The following is a 25,189-nucleotide window of genomic DNA, read 5'->3' as shown; positions in this document are numbered from 1 at the left end:
ATTTTGGTATCGCCACCGTTAGCGCTATCATAGAGTCATTCATCCGATTTTTCAACCCGCGCGAAGAATTGTTTGAAATGGGTGTGAAAATCGCTTGAAGCGCGGGCTTATGTGCAGGACGATCAAGCCATGACCAAACCCCTTGTGTTGAAAGATATCGCGCGATTGGCCGGTGTCAGTGAAATGACCGCGAGCCGGGCATTGCGCGACGCCCCGGATGTCGCCAAGGCAACGCGTGCAAAGATACAGAAAATTGCGACTGAACTGGGGTATGTACCCAATCGGATCGCGGGGTCACTGGCCTCACAATCGGTCAGACTTGTTGGCGTGGTTGTCCCTTCTCTTAGCAGTTTCGTGTTCCCCGAAGTCTTATCAGGGATCACCAAAGGGCTATCGTCAGGCCCTTTGAAGCCGGTGATCGGCGTGACAGGTTATGATCTGAATGAAGAGGAAGAGGTCATTCGCGAAATGCTGAGCTGGCGTCCCTCTGGTGTTATTGTGGCAGGGTTGGAGCACACTGACGCCGCCCGAGCAATGCTGGCTGCAGCCGCCTGCCCCGTGGTCGAGATTATGGACGTTGACGGCGACCCGGTCGCACATTGCGTTGGCATTTCTCATTTTTCGGCAGGCCGCGGAATGGCCGCCACAATACTGGGCAAAGGGTATCGCAAGATTGGCTTTATCGGCACCAAGATGGAGCAGGATTATCGCGCGAACAAACGGCTTACAGGATTTCAGGATTATCTGCAGGCCAACGGCCTCGAGGTTGCAGATCTCGAACGGTACTCCGGGCAATCGTCGATCGAAACCGGTCGCGAGCTGACGGAAACGATGTTGGCGCGGACACCCGACATTGAATGCATCTATTATTCGAGTGACCTGATGGCTGTCGGCGGAATGATGCATTGCCTTAGCAACGGTCTCTCGGTGCCCGGCGACATCGCCTTGTGCGGATTTAACAATCTGGAGCTGCTGCGCGGTCTGCCGATTGAGCTGGCCACAACAGACGCCCACAGATTCGAAATTGGGCTCAAAGCATCCGAAATCATTCTTGCGAACCAGCAATCAGACGAGACCCGGCCTGATACTGTTGTTGAGCTTCATCCCGTGGTATCCTTCGGCGCGTCGCTCTGAACGCCCCCCTGAAAACAAACCCAAAACTGTGATTTTGCGCAAATCTCAGGACATGCCGCATGAAAAGCAATTTGGGTTTTTATGACGGCCCACGATATCCTTTGATTGATTTCCTATTTAGTTTGTGTCTAAAATTTAATCCGAAGCACCTGTGAATACACAGCTGGGGGAACGAAATTGTTTATAGGACTTGATCTGGGCACATCGGGCTTGCGCGCCCTGTTGGTCGATGATGACCAGCAGACCATAGCCGTGTCTGAGGCATCGTACGACACGACCCATGCGCACTCTGGTTGGAGCGAACAAGACCCCGAAGACTGGGTGAGTGCCTCTCAAAAAGTGCTGAGAGATCTTCGTCATCGCATGCCCAGCCAGATGGGCCAGCTACGCGGTTTGGGCATTTCGGGACATATGCACGGTGCGACGTTGCTGGATAGAGATGCCTGCGTTTTACGCCCCTGCATTATGTGGAATGACACACGCAGCGCCGTTCAGGCTGCAAAGCTGGATAGCTTTGAGAGTGTTCGAGATCTGAGTGGAAATATCGTGTTTCCCGGCTTTACAGCGCCCAAACTGGCCTGGGTTGCCGAAAATGAACCGGAAATTTTTGCAAAAGTCGCAAAAGTTCTGCTGCCCAAAGATTATCTGACCTTCTGGCTCACGGGTGCGTTCACGTCTGACATGTCCGACAGTGCCGGAACCGCATGGCTTGATGTTGGCAAACGCGACTGGTCCAAAACGTTGCTTGCGGCCGGAGACATGCGCCAAGACCAGATGCCGCGATTGTTTGAAGGCACTGACCTTGTCGGGGTCATCCGATCTGATCTGGCATCGGAACTTGGGTTGCCGTCGGATGTCGCCGTTGCAGCAGGCGCCGGAGACAATGCTGCTGCCGCTTGCGGGATTGGTGCGCTCAGCGAAGGCGACGGTTTTGTTTCACTTGGAACATCTGGCGTATTGCTGGCCGCACGCGACAACTTTGCCCCGCAACCGGCCAGTGCGGTGCACACGTTTTGTCATGCCGTCCCCGGCAAATGGTACCAGATGGGGGTCATACTGGCAGCAACCGACAGCCTGAACTGGCTGTCGCGAAACCTGCAACAAAGCCCAGAGCAGTTGACGACATTGCTGGGCGATACGTTGGGCGCCCCCGGAACGGTGCATTTCTTGCCCTATCTGTCTGGTGAGCGCACCCCACATAATGACAGCGCCATTCGCGGCGCCCTGATTGGTCTGGACATCTCGAGTAATCACGCTGACCTCACCCGGGCTGTCATCGAGGGCGTAAGCTTTGCCTTGCGCGACAGCCTTGAGGCATTGAAATCAACCGGGGCGTCGCTGGACAGTGTGTTTGCCATCGGTGGCGGGTCGCAATCGCGCTATTGGTTGGAGCTGGTCGCGACTGTACTGGAAACCCCACTGCACCTGCCCGAAAAGGGCGAGTTTGGCGCCGCTTTGGGGGCCGCCCGTCTGGCCATCTGTGGTGTCACTGGCCAAAGCCCGGAGGTGGTGATGACCAAGCCACAGATTTCCACGACGATTATGCCCCGTACTGAACTGACAGGCCGCTACCAAGAGGCCTATGCCGTGTATCGAAACCTATATCCGAGCCTAAAAGGACTTTCCTCATGACCGATTTTTTCCAAGGTATGGCGCCAATTGCCTATGAAGGCCCGGACAGCACATCCCCGCTGGCGTTTCGCCACTACAACCCGGACGAGGTTGTCATGGGCAAACGCATGGAAGACCATCTGCGCTTTGCGGTCGCCTATTGGCATTCTTTTGCCTGGGAAGGTGGGGATCCCTTTGGTGGCCAAACGTTTGAGCGCCCCTGGCACCCCCAGGACGAGATTGGCCGCGCCAAAGTCAAAGCAGACGCCGCTTTTGAATTGTTCGACATTCTGGGACAGCCCTATTTTTGCTGGCATGACGCGGATATTCGGCCCGAAGGGGACAGTTTTGCCGCCTCGCTGCGCAATTTTGAAACCATCATCGACTATTTCGAAGAGAAAATGTCGACCCGCAAAACCCGTCTGTTGTGGGGGACCGCCAATATGTTCAGCCACCGGCGCTGGATGTCTGGTGCATCAACCAATCCGGACCCGGATGTCTTTGCCTATTCTGCGGCCACTGTGAAAACCTGCATGGATGCGACCCACCGGTTAAACGGTGAGAACTATGTGCTGTGGGGCGGTCGCGAAGGCTATGAAACCCTGCTTAATACCGACATGGGCCGGGAACTGGATCATATGGGTCGCTTCCTGAACATGGTGGTCGATTACAAGCACAAGATTGGCTTCAAAGGGGCTATTCTGGTGGAGCCAAAACCGCAGGAGCCGTCTAAGCATCAATATGATTATGATGCGACCACTTGCTATGGGTTTTTGCAGAAATACGGTCTCGAAAATGAGGTCAAGCTGAACCTTGAACAGGGGCATGCCATTCTGGCCGGACATTCGTTCGAGCATGAGATTGCGGCGGCGACGGCCCTTGGGGTGCTTGGATCAATTGACATGAACCGCAACGATTATCAGTCGGGTTGGGACACCGATCAGTTCCCCAACAACACACCCGAAGTTGCACTGGCCTATTATCACATCCTGAAGGACGGTGGGTTCACATCTGGCGGCACCAATTTTGACGCCAAACTAAGACGCCAATCACTAGACGCCGAAGACCTTGTGGCGGCGCATGTTGGCGGCATGGACATCTGTGCGCGTGGGCTCAAAGCTGCGGCAGCGATGTTGGAAGATGGTGGGTTGGACCAAGCGCTTGCAGCACGTTACGCAGGCTGGGACACGCCCGAAGCTCAAGCCATGCTCCAAGGTGATCTGGGTTCGATTTTTGAGCAGGTTCACACGGGCAAAGTTGATCCAAAACCTCAGTCAGGCCGACAGGAAATACTGGAGAATTACGTCAACCGATTTGTGTAATGAATCGGGTCCGGTCACCATCAGACGAAGAGGTTCGAAAACACGTGCTTTCGGACGGCGATGTGTCGGTTTCGATTTTAAATCTGGGGTGTATCACACAGGACTGGCGTGTGCCGGTTGAAGATCGCCGCATACCGGTGGTGTTGGGGTATTCTGATCCGGAATCTTACTTGCAAAACCCTTATTTCATGGGGGCTATTGTGGGCCGTGTCGCCAACCGTATTGGCAATGCCCGGTATACGTTGCACAGCCAACGTCATGACCTAAGCGCCAATGAAGGGGCGCACTGCCTGCACGGCGGTGCTGAGGGCATCGGCACGCGGTTCTGGACCATGGCGCCGGATGGGGACAAATCAGTACGTTTGCACCTGACCTCGCAGAACAGAGATCAGGGATTTCCGGGGACCGTTGCGTTTCAGGTCACAATCACATTGTCGCAAAACAGCCTGACCTATGATATGCGAGCCGATGCAGATCAACCGACACCGATCAATCTGGCCCAGCATTCCTATTACAACCTGATGGGAAAGGCTGACGTGCGCGATCATGTGGTTGATTTGAACGCGGCCCGGATCACCGCTTTGGACAAAGACAACATTGCCACAGGGCCTCTGTGCGATGTCGCCGACTCGCAGTATGATTTCACAGCGCCCAGACGATTTCGCGATGCGGATTCGGCGGGCGACGGATATGATATCAATTACGTTTTATCCCAAACCCAGCAAACGGCCGCAACGGTCACAGCCCCAAATGGTCTGCGATTGACATTGGAAACCGATCAGCCCTGTGTTCAGCTTTACACCGCGCGAAACCTGAGTGCATTGCATACACCTTTGGCCGGGCAGTTCCATGCGCCCTATTGCGGGTTCTGCCTTGAGACACAGGGGTTTCCCAATGCAGTAAACGTCCCAGCCTTTGCGTCAACAATCGTCACCCCAGAGCGCCCATACCGGCATCAGTTGAAAGTCACGATATGTCAGGACTAAGCAGAAAAATTCGCAACCTGATGGTGGCGATCTGCCTGGTTCCAAGTCTTGCCATTGCCGGACCTTTGCCAACACCCGACGCTGAATTTCCTGACTTGGACATGCGCTCTGTGCGGTTGGGTCAACAGCTGTTTTACGATCCCATTCTGAGCGGCAATCGCGATGTGTCCTGTGCGACCTGTCATCATCCTCGGTTTGGCACCTCGGACGGCGTGTCGCTTGGCATTGGGGATGGGGGCATCGGGCTTGGGCCTGATCGTCGCTTTGATCCTGACAATCCGCCGGAACAGCGCATCCCACGCAATGCACCAGCCTTGTTCAATCTGGGTGCAACTGAATTTACCCGGTTTTTCCATGATGGACGGCTTGAGCAGGACAACACCCGGCCCTCGGGCATTCGTACGCCGTTGGGCGGCGAAATGGAGAAGGGTTTCAAATCCGCCCTAGCCGCTCAGGCAATGTTTCCTGTGTTATCGGGCGACGAAATGGCCGGGCATTATTCGGAAAGTGATGTGGCCCAGGCGGTGCGTCAGGGTTTTTTGACGGGCGAAGGCGGCGCCTGGGCCATTTTGACGGCGCGGGTCACGGCCATTCCCGACTATGGGCTGGCATTTGAGGGTCTGAAATCCTCGTCTGATCCGGTTGTTTTCGCGGATATTGCAAATGTCATTGCGGATTTCATTGCCTTTGAATGGCGTGCCGATCAAAGCCTGTTTGACCTATATCTGCGCGGCGAAAACACGATGCCAGAACAAGCCATCGCAGGTATGGAATTGTTTTATGGAAAGGCAGAATGCGATACCTGTCATTCTGGAATTTTCCAAACGGATCAGCAATATCACGCGATCGCAATGCCTCAGATTGGCCCCGGAAAGGCAGCAAGGTTTGAGCGACACAATCGCGATATCGGGCGCATGCGTGTGACGGGTGATCCAGACGACGCCTATCGCTTTCGCACGCCTTCTTTGCGCAACGTGACCGAAACCGCACCCTATGGGCATAGCGGAGCATATCGCAGTCTTGAAACCGTGGTGCGCCACCATCTTGATCCTGTTGCCGCGTTGAAAGCATATGATGTCAGCCAAGCCATTTTACCCGGGCAACCCTTTGAGACCGATGATGCGCTGATGACCATCCCCGAAGAAGTTGCAGCCATCGCTGATGCCAATGAATTGGCCCCAGTGATGCTGAGCGATCAAGAGGTGCAGGATATCTTGTCATTCTTGGCAGCTTTGAGTGATCCAGTGGCCGTAGTCGGACGGCTGGGCGTTCCCGTCACTGTGCCAAGCGGGCTGCCTGTGGATCAGTAAGCCGTCACTTGCAAGGCTAGGTCAGAGCGACCAATTAATAGCCGTTGGTTTATGGATAGCCCGGTCCAATCCGAAGCCTGTCCATCCGGCCAGATCACCCGCACTTGCACCTGTTTGGCTTTGGCCAGACCAAAATGTTCGGGGCCTGCTACGCCGCCCGCGTGACCTCCGCCCACTGTGATTTCGCGCACCATCGTTTTGTCACCGACACGCAGTTCAATGAACGCGCCAACGGCGTTCACGTTGGGCGCATCTTGGCGAAGTTGCAGCGACAGCCAGTTGCCAGTGTCGGTTGACACATTGCGATAGACCTCAAGCGCGGAACGACGGTTGACCACCGCAAGGTCCAGTAGCCCATCCTTATTGAAATCAACCATGGCTGCGCCGCGACCTCGATGCAGGCTGGCAACACCCGCCAGATTTCCCGCTTCGGTGAATGATCCGTCAGCGTTTTGCAGCAATAGATTATTGGGGTCTTCCATAGCGCTGTCAGGCATCTGTTCCACATTGCCCTTGGCAATGAATACGTCATCCAGCCCGTCATTTTGCACGTCGCCAAAGCTCACATGCCACCCAGTCGAAGGCCGCCCGTCGTCCCCGACATAAGGCCGATGCGCCGTCGATCCCATTTCATAGGGCACGTCTTCCCACATCGGCACCCGCTGCCCGGACATCCTCTGCAGTCTCTGATCTCCCATGGACGATAAGAAGACTTCAGGCAGCCCATCAAAATTCAGATCCCGCGAGGCGATGCCCATGCCCCAAAGGCGATACAGTTTCCAGCCTTCCTCTGGACTAAACAGCCGGGGCGCCGAGGCCATTTGCCAAAGCTGCTCTTCGCCACCGGAAACATAGTAGTGACGATCATTGCTGATGCGCAGATCAGCGCGCCCTGTGCGGCTCCAATCGCTGAACAGCATAGACAACGGGCAAAAAGCCGGTGCCAGTTCACCGCGAACGTAGGATAGCCCGGAAGGGCGAAACAGATAATTGCGATCACAACTGCCAAAGGGGCCTTTGGGATCGTCACGATCAACATAGTTCCCAAACGCCAAAGTAGGCCAGTTTTGCTCCGCTTCCCAAGTCGCTGAGAACGCCGTGGTCCAGCCAGCGCCGCCCAGAAACCCATTCGGCGCATAGGGTTCAAAGGCGCAATTGCCCAGACCACGAAACAGTTGATTGTCACCAACCCGCAAAACCGCAAGATCCATGTGACCATCACTGTCGATATCCAGCGGATAAGCCCCCGTTGCACCGCTCATCGCAAGGTGCCTGGGCGTGTGAGATTCAAAGCGCAATGGCCCGCCAACCTCAGAATAGTTGCGCAGCAATTGCACCGGATTGCTGCCTCCGGCGACGAACATCTCGGGGAGGGCATCGCCGTCGCAGTCAAATACCGCCACACCTCCGCCGACAAAATGTTCCCATCCTCCGTCATAAACATGCATGGGGACAGATTCGGGCAGAAACAAGGGATCAGCGCTGGTCGCCCCCGCCCAGACCAAAGCAGACATCACACAGACCCTGAAATCAAACTGCATTCGGCTTAATTCCTGAAACGGCAAGTTCCGACACCTCGTCCAGCGCATAAGCCGCCGCACCCTGCGCCCACATCAGGTCGCCCCATTGGTGCACCACCACTTCAGGGCCGGCCTTGTCGATCTGCACAACTGATTTGCGCATCGCTTCGATGACGTCTTCTGCATAAAGATGATCTGATTGCATCTGCTCACCGGACAGGATGATCAGTTCGGGGTCAAATATATTGACGATGTTAGACAGCCCCATGGCGAACATGCGCCCAGCCCGATCCACAATGGATTTGGCCAGAGGATCACCGTGCCGTGCTGCACCAAGCAAGTTTTCAACCTTGTCATCAGCTGGGTTGCCGCCAGCAACGGTCGCCTCGCGCAGCAGCGCATAATCGGCGACATAAGCCTCAAGACAACCACGTTGGCCGCAGCGGCACAGGGCCCCATCGAGTTGCACTTTGGTATGACCAAATTCGGCACCGCAGCCGCGATTGCCACGGTATAGTTCATTGCCAATGACAATTCCCATGCCGACACCGCTTTCGATCGTCACAACAATAAAGTCCGAATGTTCCTGCCCCAGCCCAAAAGAACGCTCGGCGACGGCCACCAGATTGGCATCGTTGTCAATAAAAACCGGAACTCCAAGGTGATCCTTTAACACCTGACCCAGCGCCAGATTTCGGTCGACTAACGAGGGCGACCAATAAACAAACCCCTGCAATGCATCGACCGTACCCGCGATTCCAACCCCCACGCCCGAAATATCCTCAGCATCTAGTCCGGCCTTGTCGACCAGGCCGGCAATGACTTCAGCCAGTTTTTCAGCCAGCTCATTTGCACCAAAAACACTTTTCTCAAGTGCCAGGTCGTGGTCTGCAATTTGCGCGCCTTCAAAGTCATGCAGCACGGTTGAAATCGTTTTATTGGCGACCTTAATGCCGACAACATGCCGCGCTGCTCCCCGAATTTTGAGATCAACCTTGGGACGTCCGCGGCGGTTGTCTTTGCCAGTTACGTCTTCTCGCACCTCTTCGATCAGCCCTTCTTTCAGAAGATCGGCAGTAATGGTCGTCACCGTTGCACGACTGATACCCGTCCGTTCAGCTAGGTCAATGCGCGGAATCCGCTTATTACGTCGGATTTCCGCCAGCAGGGCGCGCCGACCATTATTGCGAATCTCTCCAGCCATTATTTCAAATATTCCCGTATCTTAGCGCAACCACACCCGTGATTGTGATGTGTCGCCTTGTGGTATTCAGAGTGCCGCGAAGAGTCCCTTTTTGCTAGCTTATTCGATTTAATTTGATTTGCAAATTTAATCAGGTAACATCTAAGCAGCACGCGTTTCATCCTTGGATGGAACGATGAGCATTGAATATGAGGGAGAAGAATCATGAAACTATTTACAACTGCTGCTGCAATTGTCGCGAGCACGTTTATGGGTGCTGCGGCTTTTGCGGATGATCTGATCGTCGGCGTGAGCTGGTCGAATTTTCAGGAAGAACGCTGGAAAACCGATGAGGCCGCCATCAAAGCAGCGCTTGACGCCGCAGGTGCAAAATACATCTCGTCAGATGCACAAAGCTCATCGGCCAAGCAGCTTTCGGATGTGGAAAGCCTGATTGCGCAGGGAGCAGATGCGCTGATCATTCTGGCACAGGATGCGCAGGCCATTGGTCCTGCGGTTCAGGCCGCTGCCGACGAAGGCGTGGCCGTTGTAGGCTATGACCGCCTAATCGAAGACCCACGTGCGTTTTACCTGACGTTTGACAACGTTGAAGTGGGCCGCATGCAAGCACGTGCCGTGTTCGCCGAGATGCCAAAAGGCCGGTATGTCATGATCAAGGGCTCGCCCACCGATCCAAACGCAGACTTCCTGCGCGGTGGCCAGCAAGAGATCATTCAAGCCGCAGTTGACGCGGGTGACATTGAGATTGTGGCCGAGGCCTATACCGATGGCTGGCTGCCTGCCAATGCCCAACGCAACATGGAGCAAATCCTGACAGCCGCCGATAACGGTGTCGACGCTGTTGTGGCCTCAAATGACGGCACAGCCGGTGGTGTTGTGGCAGCATTGACAGCCCAAGGCATGGAAGGCATTCCGGTATCAGGTCAGGATGGCGACCACGCGGCGTTGAACCGTGTGGCCAAGGGTCATCAAACCGTGTCTGTCTGGAAAGACGCGCGTGAATTGGGCAAAGCGGCTGGCGAAATTGCTGTCGCGTTGGCCGGTGGATCGGCCATGGTTGACGTGGACGGCGCGGGCAGCTGGACATCTCCGGCTGGCACGGAAATGACAGCCAAGTTTCTGGCACCGGTTCCGGTCACCAAAGACAATCTGACTGTGGTTGTTGACGCGGGCTGGATTGCAAAAGACGCCCTGTGTCAGGGTGTCAGCGGCGGCCCTGCCCCCTGTAACTAAGCCACACCAATTGCAGTCGCCCGCATCTCGGATGGGCGGCTGCTACTTCAGCCTTTTGACCCAGGCTTTTCACAAGGTTTTCCCATGCCCCAACATGATACCAACGCGTTGCCGACGGCGCAGAAACGCGGATTTTTTCAAACGCTCGAGATCGACCTTCGATTACTTGGCATGGTTGGCGCGTTTGTCATCCTGTGCATCGGGTTTGATTTCGCGACTGGCGGACGGTTTCTGACCCCCCGCAACATCTTTAACCTGACGATCCAGACCGTTTCCGTAGCCATCATGGCAACCGGCATGGTGTTTGTGATCGTCACCCGCCACATCGACCTGAGCGTTGGCGCTTTGCTGGCCACTTGCTCGGCGATTATGGCGATGACACAAACTCAGTTCCTTCCACAAGTTTTGGGGCTTGGGTTCGACCACGCGCTCACCCCTTGGATCACCATTGTTATCGGCGTGATCGCGGGCACAGCAATTGGTGCCTTTCACGGTTTTCTTGTGGGATACCTGACCATCCCAGCCTTTATCGTGACCCTTGGCGGGTTATTGGTCTGGCGCAACGTTGCGTGGTACATGACCAGCGGTAAAACCATCGGTCCATTGGACACAACCTTTCAGAAATTCGGCGGCATCAATGGCACTTTGGGCGCTTCGGGGTCCTGGATCGTGGGCGCCTTGGCCACTGCGGCCGCCCTGTTTGGTCTGCTCAACGCACGTCGCAACAAGCTAAAGCATGGTTTTGCGGTCAAGCCCTTGTGGGCCGAATATGTATTGGGCGGCATTGCGGCCAGCGCGATCCTGGGATTTGTCGCAACGTTGAATGCCTATGACGTGCCAACCCGCAAGCTACAGCGATTGTTTGACGCCAGAGGCGAGGTTATGCCTGAGGGGTTCACGCAATCTTATGGCATCCCCATCTCGGTTCTGGTGTTGATTGCCATTGCCATCGGCATGACCATTCTGGCGCGCCGCACCCGGTTGGGACGATACATCTTTGCCACCGGGGGCAACCCGGATGCGGCAGAGCTGTCGGGCATCAACACCCGATTGCTCACAGTCAAGATTTTCGCCCTGATGGGCGCCTTGTGTGCGATCTCGGCAATTGTCGCGTCGGCCCGGTTGACCAACCACTCTAACGACATCGGCACGCTGGACGAATTGCGGGTGATTGCCGCCGCAGTGATTGGCGGAACAGCCCTTGCCGGAGGTGTGGGCACCATTCACGGTGCAATCCTTGGCGCGCTGATTATGCAATCTTTGCAATCGGGCATGGCCATGGTTGGCGTTGACGCGCCGTTGCAAAACATCGTGGTCGGAGCGGTTCTGGTTCTGGCTGTCCTGATCGACATCATCTATCGCAAACGCACTGGAGGTGCCTGATGACCACTCCTCTCGTAGAAATGCGCGACATCTGTATCTCGTTTGGTGGGGTACATGCCGTGGACCACGTCAGCGTCGACCTTCATCCCGGAGAAGTAGTGGGCCTGTTGGGTCACAACGGGGCGGGGAAATCCACTCTGATCAAGATTTTGTCCGGGGCCTATCAGGCCGACAGCGGCGAAATCCTGATCAATGGCGAAAAGGTTGAGATTCACAATCCGCGCGACGCGCGATCTCATCAGATCGAAACAATCTATCAAACGTTGGCTTTGGCCGACAATCTGGATGCCGCATCAAACCTGTTTCTTGGACGCGAACTGGTGACGCCTTTTGGGTTGGTGGACGACGACGCAATGGAGGCCGAAACCCGCAAGATCATGGCGCGGCTTAACCCGAACTTTCAAAAGTTCAGCGAACCAGTTTCGGCGCTTTCAGGTGGGCAACGTCAGTCTGTGGCCATCGCCCGGGCGGTTTACTTCAATGCCCGCATCCTGATTATGGATGAACCGACCGCCGCCCTTGGGCCGCATGAGACCCAAATGGTGGCCGAGCTTATTCAGCAGCTCAAGGCGGATGGTATCGGGATTTTTCTGATCAGCCATGACATTCACGACGTGATGGAATTGTGCGACCGCGCCAGTGTGATGAAGAACGGCAAACTGGTTGGCGTGGTTGATGTCGATGATGTTACAGACGACGATCTTTTGGGCATGATCATCCTTGGCAAAAAACCAGAAGGCGTGGATTGCTAGGTTGATGAAATATCTGGTTGGCGACATAGGCGGCACCAATACGCGTCTGGCTTTGGCAGACCCATCAGGTGTGAACTCTCGAACGCAGCGGCACTACCAAAACGATCTGTTTGGCACGTTTGATGAAGTGCTCGAGCAGTTTCGCGACGATGCCGGCGCCACCGGGATCGATGCGGCCTGCTTGGCAATTGCGGGACCCGTGGGGGCCGCAGCGGCACGCCTGACAAACCGAGACTGGACGTTTGATGCTGCCCGTATTGGCAAGGCCCTGAAAACCGATTCAGTCGTTTTCATCAACGATCTGGCGGCTCTTAGTTATGCGCTTTCCGAGTTAAACCCAACTCGGCTTTACGGCCCCAAGTCGACACCGGACGAAGTGCAAAGTCTGATAGTGGGCATGGGCACCGGGTTCAATGTTAGCCTCTCCAAGCGCACATCAGAGAGCAGTACAGTTGCCTTTGAAGCCGAGTTGGGGCATGCGGCACTGCCCAGCCCAATTGCGAACATGCTGGCGGATCACCTTGGCTGTTCGATCTCGAACACCCCTCGCGTTGAGGATTGGATGTGTGGATCGGGACTTGAGCGGATTTACCAATTGATGTCGGGCGAGTCGTTGCCCAGCCGGGAAATCATGCAACGTTTCGAGGTAAATTCAGATCAGAACGCCACCCAGTCCGTTGAAGTTTTTGCACAGGTACTTGGCAAGCTCGGGCGGCAAATGGTCTATCAATACATGCCCCGAGCGGGTTTGTTCTTTGCTGGCAGCGTAGCGCGCAGCGTTTTGAAATCCGACGGTTTTGTGCACTTTGAACGGGCGTTTTCCAGCGGAGATTTGGGTGTTGTAGATGTCGCGAAAATTTCAGTTTCTCTTATTGAGGAAGATGCCGCGGCCCTTCAAGGATGTGTTCAGGTCCTTTTAGACGTAACTCAGACCACGCAACCCGGCTGACAGTTAAATACGCGTACCGGAGAATTGTTCCACAGAGATGCCATTGGCTTGCAATGCGCGGCGCGTGGATTTGGCGATATCCACGGCTTCTGGCGTATCCCCGTGCAGGCATATCGTGTCGATCCGGGTTGGAATGTGTTTGCCACTTTCGGTGATAATGGCCCCGACCTGCAACATCTCGACCATCCGGCGACCCGCCAGTTCCGGATCATGGATCACAGCGCCGGGCAATTTTCGATCCACCAGAGTGGCATCATCATTGTAAGCGCGGTCTGCAAAAATCTCGCAAGCCGCATGGCATCCCAGCTCGTGAACCGCGGCTTGTTGCGCGGTACCAGCCAGAACCATGATGATGATATCCGGGTCGACCGCAAGCGCCGCCTGATAACATGTAAGCGCCATCGCCTTGTCTTCCGCCGCCAAGTTGGCCATTGCGCCATGTAGCTTCAGATGGCGAACCTTGGCATCATTTGCACGCGCCACCGCCAAAGCCGCCCCCAGTTGATACTGCACCATATTCGCAAGGGTTTCAGCAGGCAAAGACATGCGCTGACGACCAAATCCCTGAAGGTCAGCAAAGCCCGGATGCGCCCCAATTCCAACGTCTCGCCTGTTGGCGGCACGCATGGTTTTCGCCATCACGTCGGGATCACCCGCATGAAACCCACAGGCAATATTGGCCGAGCTGATTACATCCAACAAAGCCAGATCATCACCCATGGTCCATGGACCAAAGCTTTCGCCCATATCCGCATTCAAATCGACGGTTTTGCTCATGGAATGTCCTTTTCAAGATCGTCGCCAGCGGTTGTTCCACTGATCAATTGATAAGATAGCAGATCTGAGATCGAATGGGGATCGCGGATCAGAGGGCGCAGGTGATTGCGCAGGGTCTTTTACCGGGTGGCCTCGCGTCGCTCAGCTTCAACCGCTTGTTCCAGCGTCACAAACCGAAACCGCAGAGCCGCGCCTCGTCCGGCCTGAGCCACACGAGGCAAATCCGTCGGCAGAACCGATCCAATCCTGGGATAGCCGCCGGTGGTCTGGCATTCGCTCAGCAATACGAAAGGGGTTCCGTCGCCAGTGATCTGAACATCCCCGGGCACTATCACTTCGGACAGGATCGTAAGGCCCGCCTCTGTATGAAACCCTTCGCCCTGAGGCACAATACGCACCCCCATGCGGTTAGCTCGATTGTCGCGCAGAAACTCGGTCGCTTCAAATCGCGTGATTTCCCTGGCGTCGAAGAATTCGGTTTGCAGGCTGGGGACAAGACGAATTGTTCCGCCGTCAAATCGCGTATCCCGGTCCAGTGTCAGACCTGTTGTCGCCAGATCATCCGGGCCAACAGGCAATCTGTCTGCGGCCTGCACAGTGGCTCCAATTCCGGCGGCCAGATGTGTACTTTGTGCGCCCAACTGTTCGGGCAGATGTAACCCTCCGCCAAGATGCAGATAGCCGTAACTGCCGACCTCTGCCGCACCAATTGACAAACGCGCGCCTTTTGGAAGGATATGACTGGCGTTCCACACAGCCCGGGCGCCATCAATCGTGGCTTTCATCGGTGCCCCGGTCAAAGCAATACGCATTTCTTCGCTGGCTTCGAACTCTCCTCCCATGCCTGCCAGCTCCAAGGCCGCATTGGACACGTCCTGCTGCAAAAGCGTAGCACCTTCAATCAACGCCAGCCGATCAGCCGCCCCGCCCCGCGACAGGCCAAAAGCCAGATATCCTGAGCGGCCCAGATCCTGCACGGTTACCCCCGGCCCCGCGCGATGAACAATCAAGGCGCGGTTCACGAAATGGCCTCGGACAGAGCACCGCCATCAACGTCTTTGTTCATCACAGTCAGTTTTTCGGGGGTCGTAGGTTCAAACAACACTTCGTCACCGGGTCGCAAAACAAACGGATGATCTGCTTCGGGACGAAACAGGCGAAATGCGGTTTGCCCGATCTGGCGCCACCCGGTTGGCGTGGCCACGGGAAACAGAACCAATTGACGTAAGGCCACACAAAGTCCTGCGGCGGACACTTGCGCCGTCAGCCCTGTTTGACGCGGAATGTTCCAGTCAGCAGGCAATTCCCCCAAATACGGCATTCCGGGCGCAAAACCAATGGTTTGAACTCGCACCCGAGACGACGAGATTGATGTGATGGCCTGCGCCGGGGTCATGCCAGCGGCGCGCGCTGCCTCTTCAAGTTGCGGCGCAAGGTCGGTTCCAAAGACTGTTGGAACCCGCCAAAGCTTGCGCCCGGCAGGCAGCGCAGCATCAAACCAATTCTGCCTGTTCAACAGATTGTACAATCCGCTACGGATGGCAGCGTGGTCCAAACAAAGCGCGTCAATCCGAAGGTAGGTAGAGACAAGCGAAGTAGACGTTTCCTCGATCCCGGGCATGCCAGACTGTTCCAGCGCATCGCGAAAAGCCAAGGCCGCGCGATTTGCAGGCTCGCTCAGCCGATCAGCAAAACTGATCAGAAAGCCCTTGTACCCGGCCGTTCTGATCCGTGGCCAATGCGGCGTATCGGTAGGCGTCATTTCTGCCATCGGCCTGTTGGCTCCTTTTGCGTGACAGTAGTGCGGTGCGTTTGGTGGCTTCAAGAAAAATTGCGATAGACGTCACATGCGTATTGCTCAAATCGTCTAAAACAGCGGCCGCATTACCCCCGAGGTTTCACACCCGGCAAAACACAAAGCATTTCGAAAAGGATATTGGCCGCCAGATTGGCCGTTGCCCCGGTGTGGTCATATGGCGGCGACACCTCAACCAGATCACAGCCCACAATATTAAGGCCTGCCAGCCCCCGGATCAGTTCGATCCCCTGATGAGACGTCAGCCCGCCCGGTTCGGTTGTGCCCGTACCAGGAGCATAGGCTGGATCAAAGCTGTCGATGTCAAAGGTCACATAAACCGGACCATCGCCCATCTGCGCGCGCACTTCTTCCATCAAAGGGGCCAGCGATTTGTACCAGATTTCTTCGGCCTGAACGACGCGCCAGCCTTGCTCGCGCGGCCAGTCAAAATCGCTTGCCTCATAGCCCGTGGCCCGCAAACCGATCTGACACACACGCGACGGGTCTAACAATTGATCCTCATGAGAGCGGCGAAACGGCGTGCCATGGGCAATTTTTTCGCCAAACATCAGGTCATTGATATCGGCGTGCGCATCGACATGGATCAACCCAACTGGTCCGTGCTTTTTGGCAATCGCTTTGAGCACCGGATAGCTCAGTGTGTGATCGCCACCCAACGTCAGGGGGATCACACCATGGCTCAGAATCTCGTCATAGGCTTCCTCAATGATCTGCACCGATCGTTTCAGATCAAACGTATCAATGGCCACGTCGCCAATGTCGGCAATCTGAAGCGAATCGAACGGCGACACTTTGGTCCACATATTGTAGGGGCGGATCATGGCGCTTTCGGCGCGTATCTGGCGTGGCCCAAAACGTGTGCCCGAGCGATGCGAGGTGCCAATGTCCATCGGAATGCCCACAAAGCAGGCATCCAGACCGGCAGCATTGTCTTGAAATGGCAGGCGCATCATAGTGGGCAAGCCACCAAACCGTGGCATATCGTTTCCACCAAGCGGTTGATTAAAAGTCATTTTCACACCTCTGTTTCATTTAACATTCTGGCATTCCAAGTTTTGGCAGTCATTTCTTACAAGGTATCTTTCGATTTTGGCAAAAGTCGAGGCTTAGAGAACGTGTTGGCCTTGATGCTTCACTGAAAAATCTCCTCGACCCAGGCCTCAAACAATTGCTTGGACGTATCGTTTACTTCCGGAGCAGAGCCTACGATCAGATAGTGGCTTTGATTGAAGGGGATCGGCTCGCCGACGATGGTTATTGGATGGCCGAATTCAACTGCATAATTGGCGAACCGCTCTAAAACGACAGCATATCCCCCCCCGGCCGCAACAATCTCAATGGCGGCAATCGTCGTATCCACCGAAAAGGGCGAGGTTTGCTCGGACAGGATCACGTCATGGGCGGAGAGATAGAGTTGTGACATATCTTCGTAGCCAAGAATTTGAACCATTGGCCCCTGTTTCAACACATCTATCACGGCCTGCTGAGAGCCAATCGAAGTCGCCGCAATCGGCACAATTTTTTCGGAAGAAATTTTGCGAGACACAAAATCGTCCCATCCCCCTGTCCCAAGGCGCAATTCGACGTCCACATCTTCGTGCCCGATTGATTCTGCCCAGATATTTGAGACAAGCTTGATGGTGATCCCCGGGTGGCGTTCAACAAATTCTGGCAATCGACGCGACAGCCACAGAGTGGCAGTGGATATTGGTGCCCGCACCGTCAGCACCTGCGCGCTGCCTGCGCCAAACAGGCTGGAGGTTGAGAGCGCAATATCCCCAAGCGCACGTCGTAACGAAAAGGCATAGGCCTGCCCCACTTCGGTCAACGCCAGTTTGCGTGCGGCGCGCGTAAACAGCTTGCAGCCCAATTTGGCTTCCAGCGAGCGCACATGCAGGCTGAGCGCGTTTTGGGTGATCCCCAGCTCCCCGGCAGCAGCGGTGAAACTAAGATGGCGGGCTGCGCATTCGAAAGACCGCAACCAGACAAGACTTGGTAGTTTACTCAATTTATCACCAAAATATTTTTGTGATTATCCGTATTATTACTCATTTTACAACCTGCTTACCACTCACATATTGCTATCCGCAGGAACATCTTTTCGGCCTGTAGGCCTCGCATGACTGGAGAATAGAAATGAAAGTTGGATTTATTGGCCTCGGCAATGTCGGCGGCAAACTGTCGGGTTCGCTTTTGCGCAATGGCATTGACCTGACTGTGCACGATCTGAACGAAGACCTGATGGCGAACTTTGTAGAACGCGGCGCCAAAAAGGCCGACAGCCCTGCAGAGTTGATGCGTAACTGCGACGCCGTCATCACCTGCCTGCCCTCTCCCGCGGCCTCGGATGCTGTGATGACCCAAATGCTGCCCGAAGTGACCAAAGGCAAAATCTGGATGGAAATGTCCACCACGGATGAAGCCGAAGTACGTCGTCTGGGCGCGATGGTCATGGAAGCCGGTGGTGCTGCCGTGGATTGTCCGGTTTCGGGTGGCTGTCACCGTGCGGACACTGGCAACATTTCGATCTTTGCCGGCTGCGACCGCGCCACTTTCGAAAGCATTGCGCCCTTCCTGAAAACCATGGGTCGGCGCATTTTGCACACCGGTGAGTTGGGTTCAGCTTCGATCCTCAAAGTTGTCACCAACTACCTTGCCACAGCCAACCTCGTCACCTGCTGCGAAGCTCTGGTGACGGCCAAAGCCGCTGGCATGGACCTGAACACCACCTATGAGGCGATGAAAATCTCGTCAGGTACATCGTTCGTACACGAAACTGAAAGCCAGGTGATCCTGAACGGATCGCGTGATATCTCTTTCACCATGGACTTGGTAAAAAAGGACGCTGGCCTGTTTCAGGAAGTCGCCGACCGCAACAACGTACCACTCGAGATTTCACCCATGCTGGTCAAAATCTTTGAAGATGGTATCGAGCGTTATGGCGACCGCGAATTGTCACCTAACATCATCCGCCGCCTGGAAGAAGCCACCGGTCTGGACATCCGTGCCCCCGGGTTCCCATCAGAAATGCTGGATGATGAGCCCGAAGAGGCCGGCTATGAGGTGATCCCGACCGGTCTTTGAGAAAAGTAGAACACTCAATTCCAAAACGGTGACCTTTCTTAAAAAGGTCGCCGCTTTTCTTTGGCCGGCTATTTCGTCCAACTGCTTCCGCCGATATCCACTGGCGGACCTAAAGGCTGTGCAGCGGGCGTCATTGTTACGCCTGTACCGCTTTCATGAAGCGATCCCGGATCACCACGGGGTCCATTGTGATCACCGGTAGTTTGATGTTGCCGCTGTCGCATTTGCAGACAATCACGGTCATCTTTTTGCTGTCGATGGCCGATTGCAAAACCGGACCAAGGTCTTTGTCCTGCACTTCGATCACAGTGTCACAACCGCAAGCCGTTGCCACCGCCGACAGCGAGGTTTTCTTGCCCGCATAGGTTGGTTGATCCCCGGTTGAGCCGTACGATCCGTTATCGATGATCAGCAGGATATAGTTGTCGGTTTCATTGTTGGCGATGGTCGGCAGGGTGCCAAGATTGGTCAGAACCGAACCATCTCCGTCGATTGAGATCACGGTTTTGTCTTGGGCCAGTGCCAACCCAAATCCGATCGATGACGACAGCCCCATGGTGCCCAACATATAAAAGTTGGTGGGTTGGTCGTCGATCATATGCAGTTCCTGGCTTGGCAGGCCAATATTACAAACGACCAGATGATCCCGCAGGATCGGGGCAATCTCTTTGAGGATTTCAGAACGTATCATTGGTCTCCGTAGCCTCCCCAAAAGTTGGCGTCGGTCAGGATGGCGACCGGTTTGTTGCACATGAAGGTGTATTTCAGGATCGCATCCAACTCCTCCACATCCTTTTGATGATGAAAGTGGTAAGTGGGAATTTTCATTTCGGCCAAGAGCGCCTTGGTGTGCACGGCCATTTCCACCTGGCAGGCGACAGGTTCACGCAGCTCGCCACGGTAGGAAATCAACATCGGCAGCGGCATCCGGTAGTATTGGATCAGCGTCGCAAGCGTGTTGATCGTGACTCCAATGGCGGTGTTCTGCATGATGATCGCCGGGCGTTTGCCGCCCATAAAGGCCCCGGCACAAAGCCCCATACCTTCGTCTTCTTTGTTTGAGGGGATGTGAAAAATCTCGTCGCGCGCATCGATCTCATCGATCACCCCGGCCAGCTGCTTGCAAGGCACGGTGGTGACAAATGAGACGTCGTTGGCGACAAGATCATCGGTGATCTTCTTGTCGATGTTCATCGGGATAGGCCTTTCATTTTACTCAGCCGCCTTGGTCTTGGTCGTTGAAGCCATCAACCACAGTTCAAATACGGCTGTCCAAGACAATTCAGACAATTTTGGTATTTGAACGTCTCTTTTTGCCTTCCTGAACATTGGCGACATCTTCTGCCTGAATGAGAAGCGAAACGACACCTTCCAGTGTTTCCGTGGACACCCTCAAAGCCACCCAGCAGACTTCACCAAAGGCGAGCGGGATGAACGATTACCCCCCATTCAGACTGCAAAATGGCAACACCCGGATCAGGCGCGCAGAACGGCATCAAAGCTCAAACTTTGCCAAGCTGCCCGGATCACGCAAGACGGTGGCCAAATGGCTCTGGTCGACTTGCGCTGAATTGGGCTGGACAATTGCCGGTCTTGCCACGGATAAAGACCTTATGGCAGGCCAGACCGAAACAATTATTTCCGCAATCCTAAACGATATCGAAGCCGGTATCCTCAACCCCGGTGACGGAATTGACGAGGCTGCAATGGCCAAGCGTCTGGCCGTGTCCCGCACCCCTTTGCGCGAAGCCATGATCCAGTTGGAAACCGCAGGGCTTGTCACCCGACTACCCCGCAAAGGGGTGGTGGTGTTCAAACCCACGCTGGAAGAATTCCTCGCGATTCTCGAAGTGCACGCCAAGCTGGAAGGTCAGGCCGCAGGTTTGGCAGCGCGGCGCCTGTCAACGCAGGATGCGCATCAGCTTGAAAAGGTTGTCACAGCTTGTGAAAAGCATGCGGCCGAAAAAGGTGATGCCGATCCGGACGGCTATTATCAGCTCAATATGCGCTTTCACGAGATCGTCGCCATCGCAGCCGGAAATCCGTTCCTTCTTGAGATGATCAAAACCAATGCACGCAAGCTGATGGCCTACTACCGCGCCCGTTATCAATACGTCGGCGCGATTGCTGCAAGCGCCAGCGAACACCGTGAGATTGCCACATTGATCACTGCCCGCGACGCCGAAGCCGCCGAAAACCGCATGGCGCGACATGTGCAGTTTGACCAGGTCACGGCCATGGATTTGCTCGCCGTCCTCAGCTGAAGAGAAAGCCCCGTAAAATGCAGCCTGCCGAAACCGAGATACATCCGCTCCACAGCATGACCCCGTATTTCACCGTCCAAGACGCGGACCTATTGATCAGATTTCTAACGCAGGCTTTTCATGCCAAAGTGATCAGAGAAAGCCGATACGATGATGGACGTATCCAACACGCACGCCTTTTGGTTGGAGATTCAATCTTGATGCTCAACCAGAGCTCGTCTGATTACCAAGCAAATGTGTCGCAGATTCACCTGTACGTAAACAATGTCGACACAACCTTTTCGACAGCTCTGTCGCTGGGGGCTCAGTCCCTTATGGAACCCAACGACAGGCCACACGGGGATCGCATGGCGGGGTTGACAGACCCTTGCGGCAATATCTGGTGGATTGCCGCGCCTCTGGATTAATCGCGCCTTGCCCACTCAAAAAATTGCACGATCTGACGTCCAAAATCATCCCGATCCGCCGTGGTTTTTAGTGACTCGCGCGCAGCTTGCGTGACTTCATCCCCGACATAATCCGCCGTAAACTCCACGAGGTCTGCAATGAATGCATCCGTCATTTCAGGATGATACTGAGTCGTAAAAATATGGCGCCCCTTCAGATAGCCCCCCACCGCGCATCCCGGACCAGAGGCCACAACCTCAGCACCTTTGGGCAACGTCGTCACCTGCTCAATATGGCTCGCATAGAGACCGACCTGATTGGGTCGTTCGTCAAACGGCAATTCACCAACCGATTCGGTCATTGCCAACCCATGCACCCACCCATCTGGGTTGCGTTCAACGATTCCGCCCAATGCCACGGCGATCGCCTGGTGACCAAAACACGCGCCAAAGACAGGCAGTTCAGATGCATCCATCGCGCGGATCAGGTCGAACAATCGCCCAACCCATAGTGCGTCATCATACACCGACGCCGGGCTCCCGGTGATCATCGCCCCATCAAACGCCTGAATATCCTCAGGAAAGTCGCCATCCTTAACCGAGAAAGTCACACACTCCCAGTCCGGACGTTGTTCCTGCACCAAAACCGAGAACTTCTCGCCGTCCTTTGGTCGCGCTTGGGCAAAGGCGCTCTCATCCGTGTTTGTCATCAGGATCGCAAGTTTCATATCCACAGTCCGCGCATTTTTCATTTTGCATATTTATGATCTGCATATATATACATAACAAAGCAAGTAAACAAGCCAGCAAGGGAGGCGGCTCGTATGACTGTCTGGACACCCACCGATGACGGCTTTGCCGATCTGACAAGCCATGACACTTTTTCTAATGGCGCGCCGCACAAAACCTTTCAGCGTTTGCGCAACGAAGACCCGGTCAGCTGGACAGATTGGGACCAGGGTGAAGGGTTCTGGTCGATCACCCGGCATCAGGACATCACCGAGATGAACCGTAACTTTGAGGTTTTTTCTTCGGCGCGGGGAATCCGGATGGAGGATCAGACCTACGAAGAATACCTAGCCCGGCGCACTTTTCAGGAAACCGATCCGCCAGATCACATGAAAACCCGCATCAAAGTCGCCAAGGCGTTTTCCAAACCGGTTGTCGCTGGATTTGAACAGGATTTGCGGGATCTCTCGAATCAGATCCTTGATGAGGCTTTATCGACCATTGAATTCGACGCAACCAAAGCCATCGCCCGCCAATTGCCCATGCTCATGCTTGGACGTATTCTTGGCACACCGGAAGAAGACCTGCCTTGGCTGGTCGAAAAAGGCGATGCGTTGATCGCCAACACGGATCCGGATTTCACTGATCATGTGCTCGACAAAATGACTACGGACGAGTTCCGCATGATGCCATTCAACTCTCCGGCCGGGGCCGAATTATTTCAATATGCCAAAGAGTTGATGGCCCACAAGAACGCCACCGGCGACACCAACGGCGTACTGCATCTGATCCTGCAACCCGACAAAGATGGCAACACCATTTCCGAAGAAGAGTTCCGCAATTTCTTTTGCCTTTTGGTCGCTGCGGGCAACGATACCACCCGCTATTCAATAGCAGCGGGCCTTCAGGCCATGTGTCACCAGCCGGAACTTCTTGGTCAGATGCAGGCCGGAGGTGACGACCTGTGGGAACTCGCCCCCGATGAAATCATCCGATGGGCCACGCCTGCTCTGTATTTCCGCCGCACACTGACCCGCGATTTCGAAGCCCATGGCAAAATCATGAAAGAAGGCGACAAAGCGCTGTTCTGGTGGATTTCTGCCAATCGCGATGAAACGGTTCTTGAAGACCCGATGCGCGTAAATCTGATGCGCAGCCCAAACAAGCATTTATCCTTTGGTCAATCCGGCCCGCATCTGTGTTTGGGCATGTGGCTGGCACGACTGGAAGTGCGTGTACTGTTCCAAGAGCTTTGCAAACGCCTGAAAAGCATAGAAGCTAATGGCGAACACAAATTTCTGCGTTCTAACTTTGTCGGCGGCATCAAAGAATTGCCCGTCCGCGTGCAACTGAAATAAGGAAGCCTCAGATGAAAGATCGCCTACGCGCTGTATTCTGCGACCACCTGTCCATCATACGGGGAAAATATCTGCCGGCCTCGAAACTGGCAGATTCGGAAACCCGTTTTTGCCGCTCGACCTTTGGTGTTCACTACGACAAGGACCTGCTGCCCGCTCCCGGCGCGATGATGATGGAGGGCCTTCCCGATATGGAGCTGCGCTGGAAGCATGACGACATCCGCGATAGCTGGGATCCACACACCAAAATTGTGATTGGTGATCTTTATGATGACCGCGGCGAAGCTCTGCCGTTGTGTCCGCGCGGCACCCTGAAACGTGCCGTTGCCGCCTGGGAGGCTAAGGGCCTCACCCCCAAAGTTGGCATCGAGCTGGAAGCCTTTGCAATGCAGGCGGATCAGGATGGCAACCTGCGCCCTTATGATACGCCGGGGGCTGTGGTCTATGGCACCGGGCCAATGACTGACCCGATGCGGTTTAACGATGCGATCTGGGAAAAAGCCGACGAGCTGGGCTTTCACCTTGATATGATCACAGCTGAATTTGACGCGCCTCAGTTTGAATACACCCTGACATTTGATAGCGCCGTTCAGGCGGTGGACGACATCGTTTTGTTCCGCCTGATGGCCAAGGAAATCGCGCTGGAACATGGCATCATCCTGACCTTTATGCCCAAACCACTTGCCGAAGCCGGTGGGTCAGGCATGCACATCAACTTTTCATTTACCGACACCTCGGGCGGCAACGCCGTGTCTTCTGGCCCGCGCAATATGCCCGAAACGCTGAATGACCTGTCCAAGGGCTGCCTTGCCGGTCTGCTGTATCATCACAAAGCGCTGGCCGGTCTGATCGCGCCAACCGCCAATAGCTATCAGCGCCTGCAACCGGGCTCACTGTCGGGCTTTTGGAAAAATTGGGGCGGCGATCACCGCAATGTCACCACACGGATCAGCTCTGAAGGGGGGCCCAAATCGCGACTAGAACACCGGATGGCAGACGGCACCGCAAACCCTTATACTGCTGTGGCTGCAGTACTTCAGGCGTCATTGCTTGGGGTCGAGAACAGCTATCCACTGCAACCGATTGAAACCGGTGACGGGTTTGAGAACAACGACGCCAAGGAAAGCTGCGCCATGGACCTGGCCGGGGCAGTTTCTGATCTCAAGTCCGACACTGTTCTGAGCGACGCTGTGGGCCGCATGTTGGTCGACAACCACGTTTTCATGAAAGAAAAGGAAGTCAAGAAAACGAAGAACCTCGAAGGCGATGCCTTGCGTGATTTCTACGTCTACTTTGTCTGATCCTCATCTTTCAGTATTTCAAGAATACTCCCGCCGGAGGCTCCCGCACTCTGTCCCGACGCACCCT

23 protein-coding genes and 1 pseudogene are annotated in these 25,189 nt (G+C 55.1%); 14 read left to right on the top strand and 10 right to left on the bottom strand.

What is annotated here, in order from left to right; all coding sequences use genetic code 11:
• The first annotated feature begins 129 nt into the window (after positions 1–129).
• The 5 genes from BUC32_RS01965 (at position 130) to BUC32_RS01945 (ending at position 6,363) form a co-directional block, all read left to right on the top strand.
• Positions 130–1,134 carry a LacI family DNA-binding transcriptional regulator gene (locus BUC32_RS01965; protein WP_073249222.1) on the top strand — a complete coding sequence of 335 codons (1,005 nt, stop codon included), beginning with the start codon at positions 130–132 and terminating at the stop codon, positions 1,132–1,134.
• A 177-nt stretch (positions 1,135–1,311) separates the two neighbouring features.
• Positions 1,312–2,766 (top strand): xylulokinase, encoded by a 1,455-nt coding sequence (gene xylB, locus BUC32_RS01960; protein WP_073248879.1) that lies wholly within the window; start codon positions 1,312–1,314, stop codon positions 2,764–2,766.
• Positions 2,763–4,067 carry a xylose isomerase gene (gene xylA / locus BUC32_RS01955; protein ID WP_073248877.1) on the top strand — a complete coding sequence of 435 codons (1,305 nt, stop codon included), beginning with the start codon at positions 2,763–2,765 and terminating at the stop codon, positions 4,065–4,067. The genes xylB and xylA overlap by 4 nt, the downstream gene beginning before the upstream one ends.
• Positions 4,067–5,053, top strand: coding sequence for an aldose epimerase family protein (locus tag BUC32_RS01950; RefSeq protein ID WP_073248875.1), 987 nt, complete (start codon positions 4,067–4,069; stop codon positions 5,051–5,053). Before xylA ends, BUC32_RS01950 begins: the two co-directional genes overlap by 1 nt.
• A gap of 20 nt (positions 5,054–5,073) precedes the next feature.
• The gene (locus BUC32_RS01945; RefSeq protein WP_175556884.1) at positions 5,074–6,363 is read left to right on the top strand and encodes a cytochrome-c peroxidase; all 1,290 of its coding nucleotides are present in this window, start codon (positions 5,074–5,076) and stop codon (positions 6,361–6,363) included.
• Here BUC32_RS01945 and BUC32_RS01940 read toward each other — a convergent pair.
• Positions 6,357–7,904 carry a CRTAC1 family protein gene (locus BUC32_RS01940; protein WP_073248873.1) on the bottom strand — a complete coding sequence of 516 codons (1,548 nt, stop codon included), beginning with the start codon at positions 7,902–7,904 and terminating at the stop codon, positions 6,357–6,359. The two genes, BUC32_RS01945 and BUC32_RS01940, sit on opposite strands and share 7 nt — an antisense overlap.
• A complete protein-coding gene (locus BUC32_RS01935) occupies positions 7,894–9,087 on the bottom strand; it encodes an ROK family transcriptional regulator (RefSeq protein WP_073248871.1) in 1,194 nt (397 codons plus the stop codon). Before BUC32_RS01935 ends, BUC32_RS01940 begins: the two co-directional genes overlap by 11 nt.
• 204 nt (positions 9,088–9,291) lie before the next feature.
• On the opposite strand from BUC32_RS01935, the gene xylF reads away from it, so the two are divergent.
• The 4 genes from xylF (at position 9,292) to BUC32_RS01915 (ending at position 13,404) form a co-directional block, all read left to right on the top strand.
• On the top strand, positions 9,292–10,320 hold the full coding sequence (xylF, locus tag BUC32_RS01930) for a D-xylose ABC transporter substrate-binding protein (RefSeq protein WP_073248869.1): 1,029 nt from the start codon (positions 9,292–9,294) through the stop codon (positions 10,318–10,320).
• An 84-nt stretch (positions 10,321–10,404) separates the two neighbouring features.
• Positions 10,405–11,703, top strand: a complete 1,299-nt coding sequence (locus BUC32_RS01925) for a sugar ABC transporter permease (protein WP_073248867.1) — start codon at positions 10,405–10,407, stop codon at positions 11,701–11,703.
• A complete protein-coding gene (locus BUC32_RS01920) occupies positions 11,703–12,455 on the top strand; it encodes an ATP-binding cassette domain-containing protein (protein WP_073248865.1) in 753 nt (250 codons plus the stop codon). The genes BUC32_RS01925 and BUC32_RS01920 overlap by 1 nt, the downstream gene beginning before the upstream one ends.
• Before the next feature lie 4 nt (positions 12,456–12,459).
• Positions 12,460–13,404, top strand: coding sequence for a glucokinase (locus tag BUC32_RS01915; RefSeq protein WP_073248863.1), 945 nt, complete (start codon positions 12,460–12,462; stop codon positions 13,402–13,404).
• Positions 13,405–13,407: 3 nt separating this feature from the next.
• Here BUC32_RS01915 and BUC32_RS01910 read toward each other — a convergent pair whose 3' ends face one another.
• The 5 genes and pseudogenes from BUC32_RS01910 to BUC32_RS01890 all read right to left on the bottom strand — a co-directional run bounded on the left by BUC32_RS01910 (position 13,408) and on the right by BUC32_RS01890 (position 18,008).
• The gene (locus BUC32_RS01910; RefSeq protein WP_073248861.1) at positions 13,408–14,181 is read right to left on the bottom strand and encodes a LamB/YcsF family protein; all 774 of its coding nucleotides are present in this window, start codon (positions 14,179–14,181) and stop codon (positions 13,408–13,410) included.
• Positions 14,178–15,203: pseudogene (locus BUC32_RS01905) on the bottom strand (5-oxoprolinase subunit C family protein). The gene BUC32_RS01910 and the pseudogene BUC32_RS01905 overlap by 4 nt, the downstream one beginning before the upstream one ends.
• The gene (locus BUC32_RS01900) at positions 15,200–15,952 is read right to left on the bottom strand and encodes a 5-oxoprolinase subunit B family protein (protein WP_073248859.1); all 753 of its coding nucleotides are present in this window, start codon (positions 15,950–15,952) and stop codon (positions 15,200–15,202) included. The pseudogene BUC32_RS01905 and the gene BUC32_RS01900 overlap by 4 nt, the downstream one beginning before the upstream one ends.
• Before the next feature lie 113 nt (positions 15,953–16,065).
• Positions 16,066–17,013 carry an agmatinase gene (gene speB, locus BUC32_RS01895; RefSeq protein ID WP_073248857.1) on the bottom strand — a complete coding sequence of 316 codons (948 nt, stop codon included), beginning with the start codon at positions 17,011–17,013 and terminating at the stop codon, positions 16,066–16,068.
• Between the two features lie 119 nt (positions 17,014–17,132).
• Positions 17,133–18,008 carry a LysR family transcriptional regulator gene (locus tag BUC32_RS01890; protein ID WP_073248855.1) on the bottom strand — a complete coding sequence of 292 codons (876 nt, stop codon included), beginning with the start codon at positions 18,006–18,008 and terminating at the stop codon, positions 17,133–17,135.
• Positions 18,009–18,136: 128 nt separating this feature from the next.
• On the opposite strand from BUC32_RS01890, the gene BUC32_RS01885 reads away from it, so the two are divergent.
• Positions 18,137–19,084: an NAD(P)-dependent oxidoreductase gene (locus tag BUC32_RS01885; RefSeq protein ID WP_073248853.1), complete on the top strand. Its 948-nt coding sequence runs from the start codon at positions 18,137–18,139 to the stop codon at positions 19,082–19,084.
• A 136-nt stretch (positions 19,085–19,220) separates the two neighbouring features.
• On the opposite strand, the gene comE is transcribed toward BUC32_RS01885, so the two are convergent.
• Both comE and BUC32_RS01875 read right to left on the bottom strand, forming a co-directional pair.
• Positions 19,221–19,775, bottom strand: coding sequence for a sulfopyruvate decarboxylase subunit beta (gene comE, locus BUC32_RS01880; protein WP_073248851.1), 555 nt, complete (start codon positions 19,773–19,775; stop codon positions 19,221–19,223).
• Positions 19,772–20,278, bottom strand: coding sequence for a thiamine pyrophosphate-binding protein (locus tag BUC32_RS01875; RefSeq protein WP_073248850.1), 507 nt, complete (start codon positions 20,276–20,278; stop codon positions 19,772–19,774). Before BUC32_RS01875 ends, comE begins: the two co-directional genes overlap by 4 nt.
• A gap of 419 nt (positions 20,279–20,697) precedes the next feature.
• On the opposite strand from BUC32_RS01875, the gene BUC32_RS01870 reads away from it, so the two are divergent.
• Positions 20,698–21,348 carry a GntR family transcriptional regulator gene (locus BUC32_RS01870; protein ID WP_073249218.1) on the top strand — a complete coding sequence of 217 codons (651 nt, stop codon included), beginning with the start codon at positions 20,698–20,700 and terminating at the stop codon, positions 21,346–21,348.
• A gap of 17 nt (positions 21,349–21,365) precedes the next feature.
• The gene (locus BUC32_RS01865; RefSeq protein ID WP_073248847.1) at positions 21,366–21,755 is read left to right on the top strand and encodes a VOC family protein; all 390 of its coding nucleotides are present in this window, start codon (positions 21,366–21,368) and stop codon (positions 21,753–21,755) included.
• Here the strand turns inward: BUC32_RS01865 and BUC32_RS01860 are convergent.
• Positions 21,752–22,462 (bottom strand): type 1 glutamine amidotransferase, encoded by a 711-nt coding sequence (locus BUC32_RS01860; RefSeq protein WP_073249216.1) that lies wholly within the window; start codon positions 22,460–22,462, stop codon positions 21,752–21,754. The two genes, BUC32_RS01865 and BUC32_RS01860, sit on opposite strands and share 4 nt — an antisense overlap.
• 96 nt (positions 22,463–22,558) lie before the next feature.
• Between BUC32_RS01860 and BUC32_RS01855 the strand changes: the two genes are divergently transcribed.
• Together BUC32_RS01855 and BUC32_RS01850 are read left to right on the top strand one after the other, a co-directional pair.
• Entirely contained in the window at positions 22,559–23,821 is a 1,263-nt protein-coding gene (locus BUC32_RS01855; RefSeq protein WP_073248845.1) for a cytochrome P450, read from the top strand.
• Between the two features lie 11 nt (positions 23,822–23,832).
• Complete coding sequence (locus tag BUC32_RS01850) at positions 23,833–25,122, top strand: type I glutamate--ammonia ligase (protein ID WP_073248843.1); 1,290 nt, start codon at positions 23,833–23,835, stop codon at positions 25,120–25,122.
• Positions 25,123–25,189 lie beyond the last annotated feature (67 nt).

The organism is Shimia gijangensis (genome assembly GCF_900142085.1).
In the GTDB taxonomy this organism is placed as follows: Bacteria; Pseudomonadota; Alphaproteobacteria; order Rhodobacterales; family Rhodobacteraceae; genus Shimia; species Shimia gijangensis.
This window is presented reverse-complemented; position numbering and strand designations above follow the sequence as displayed.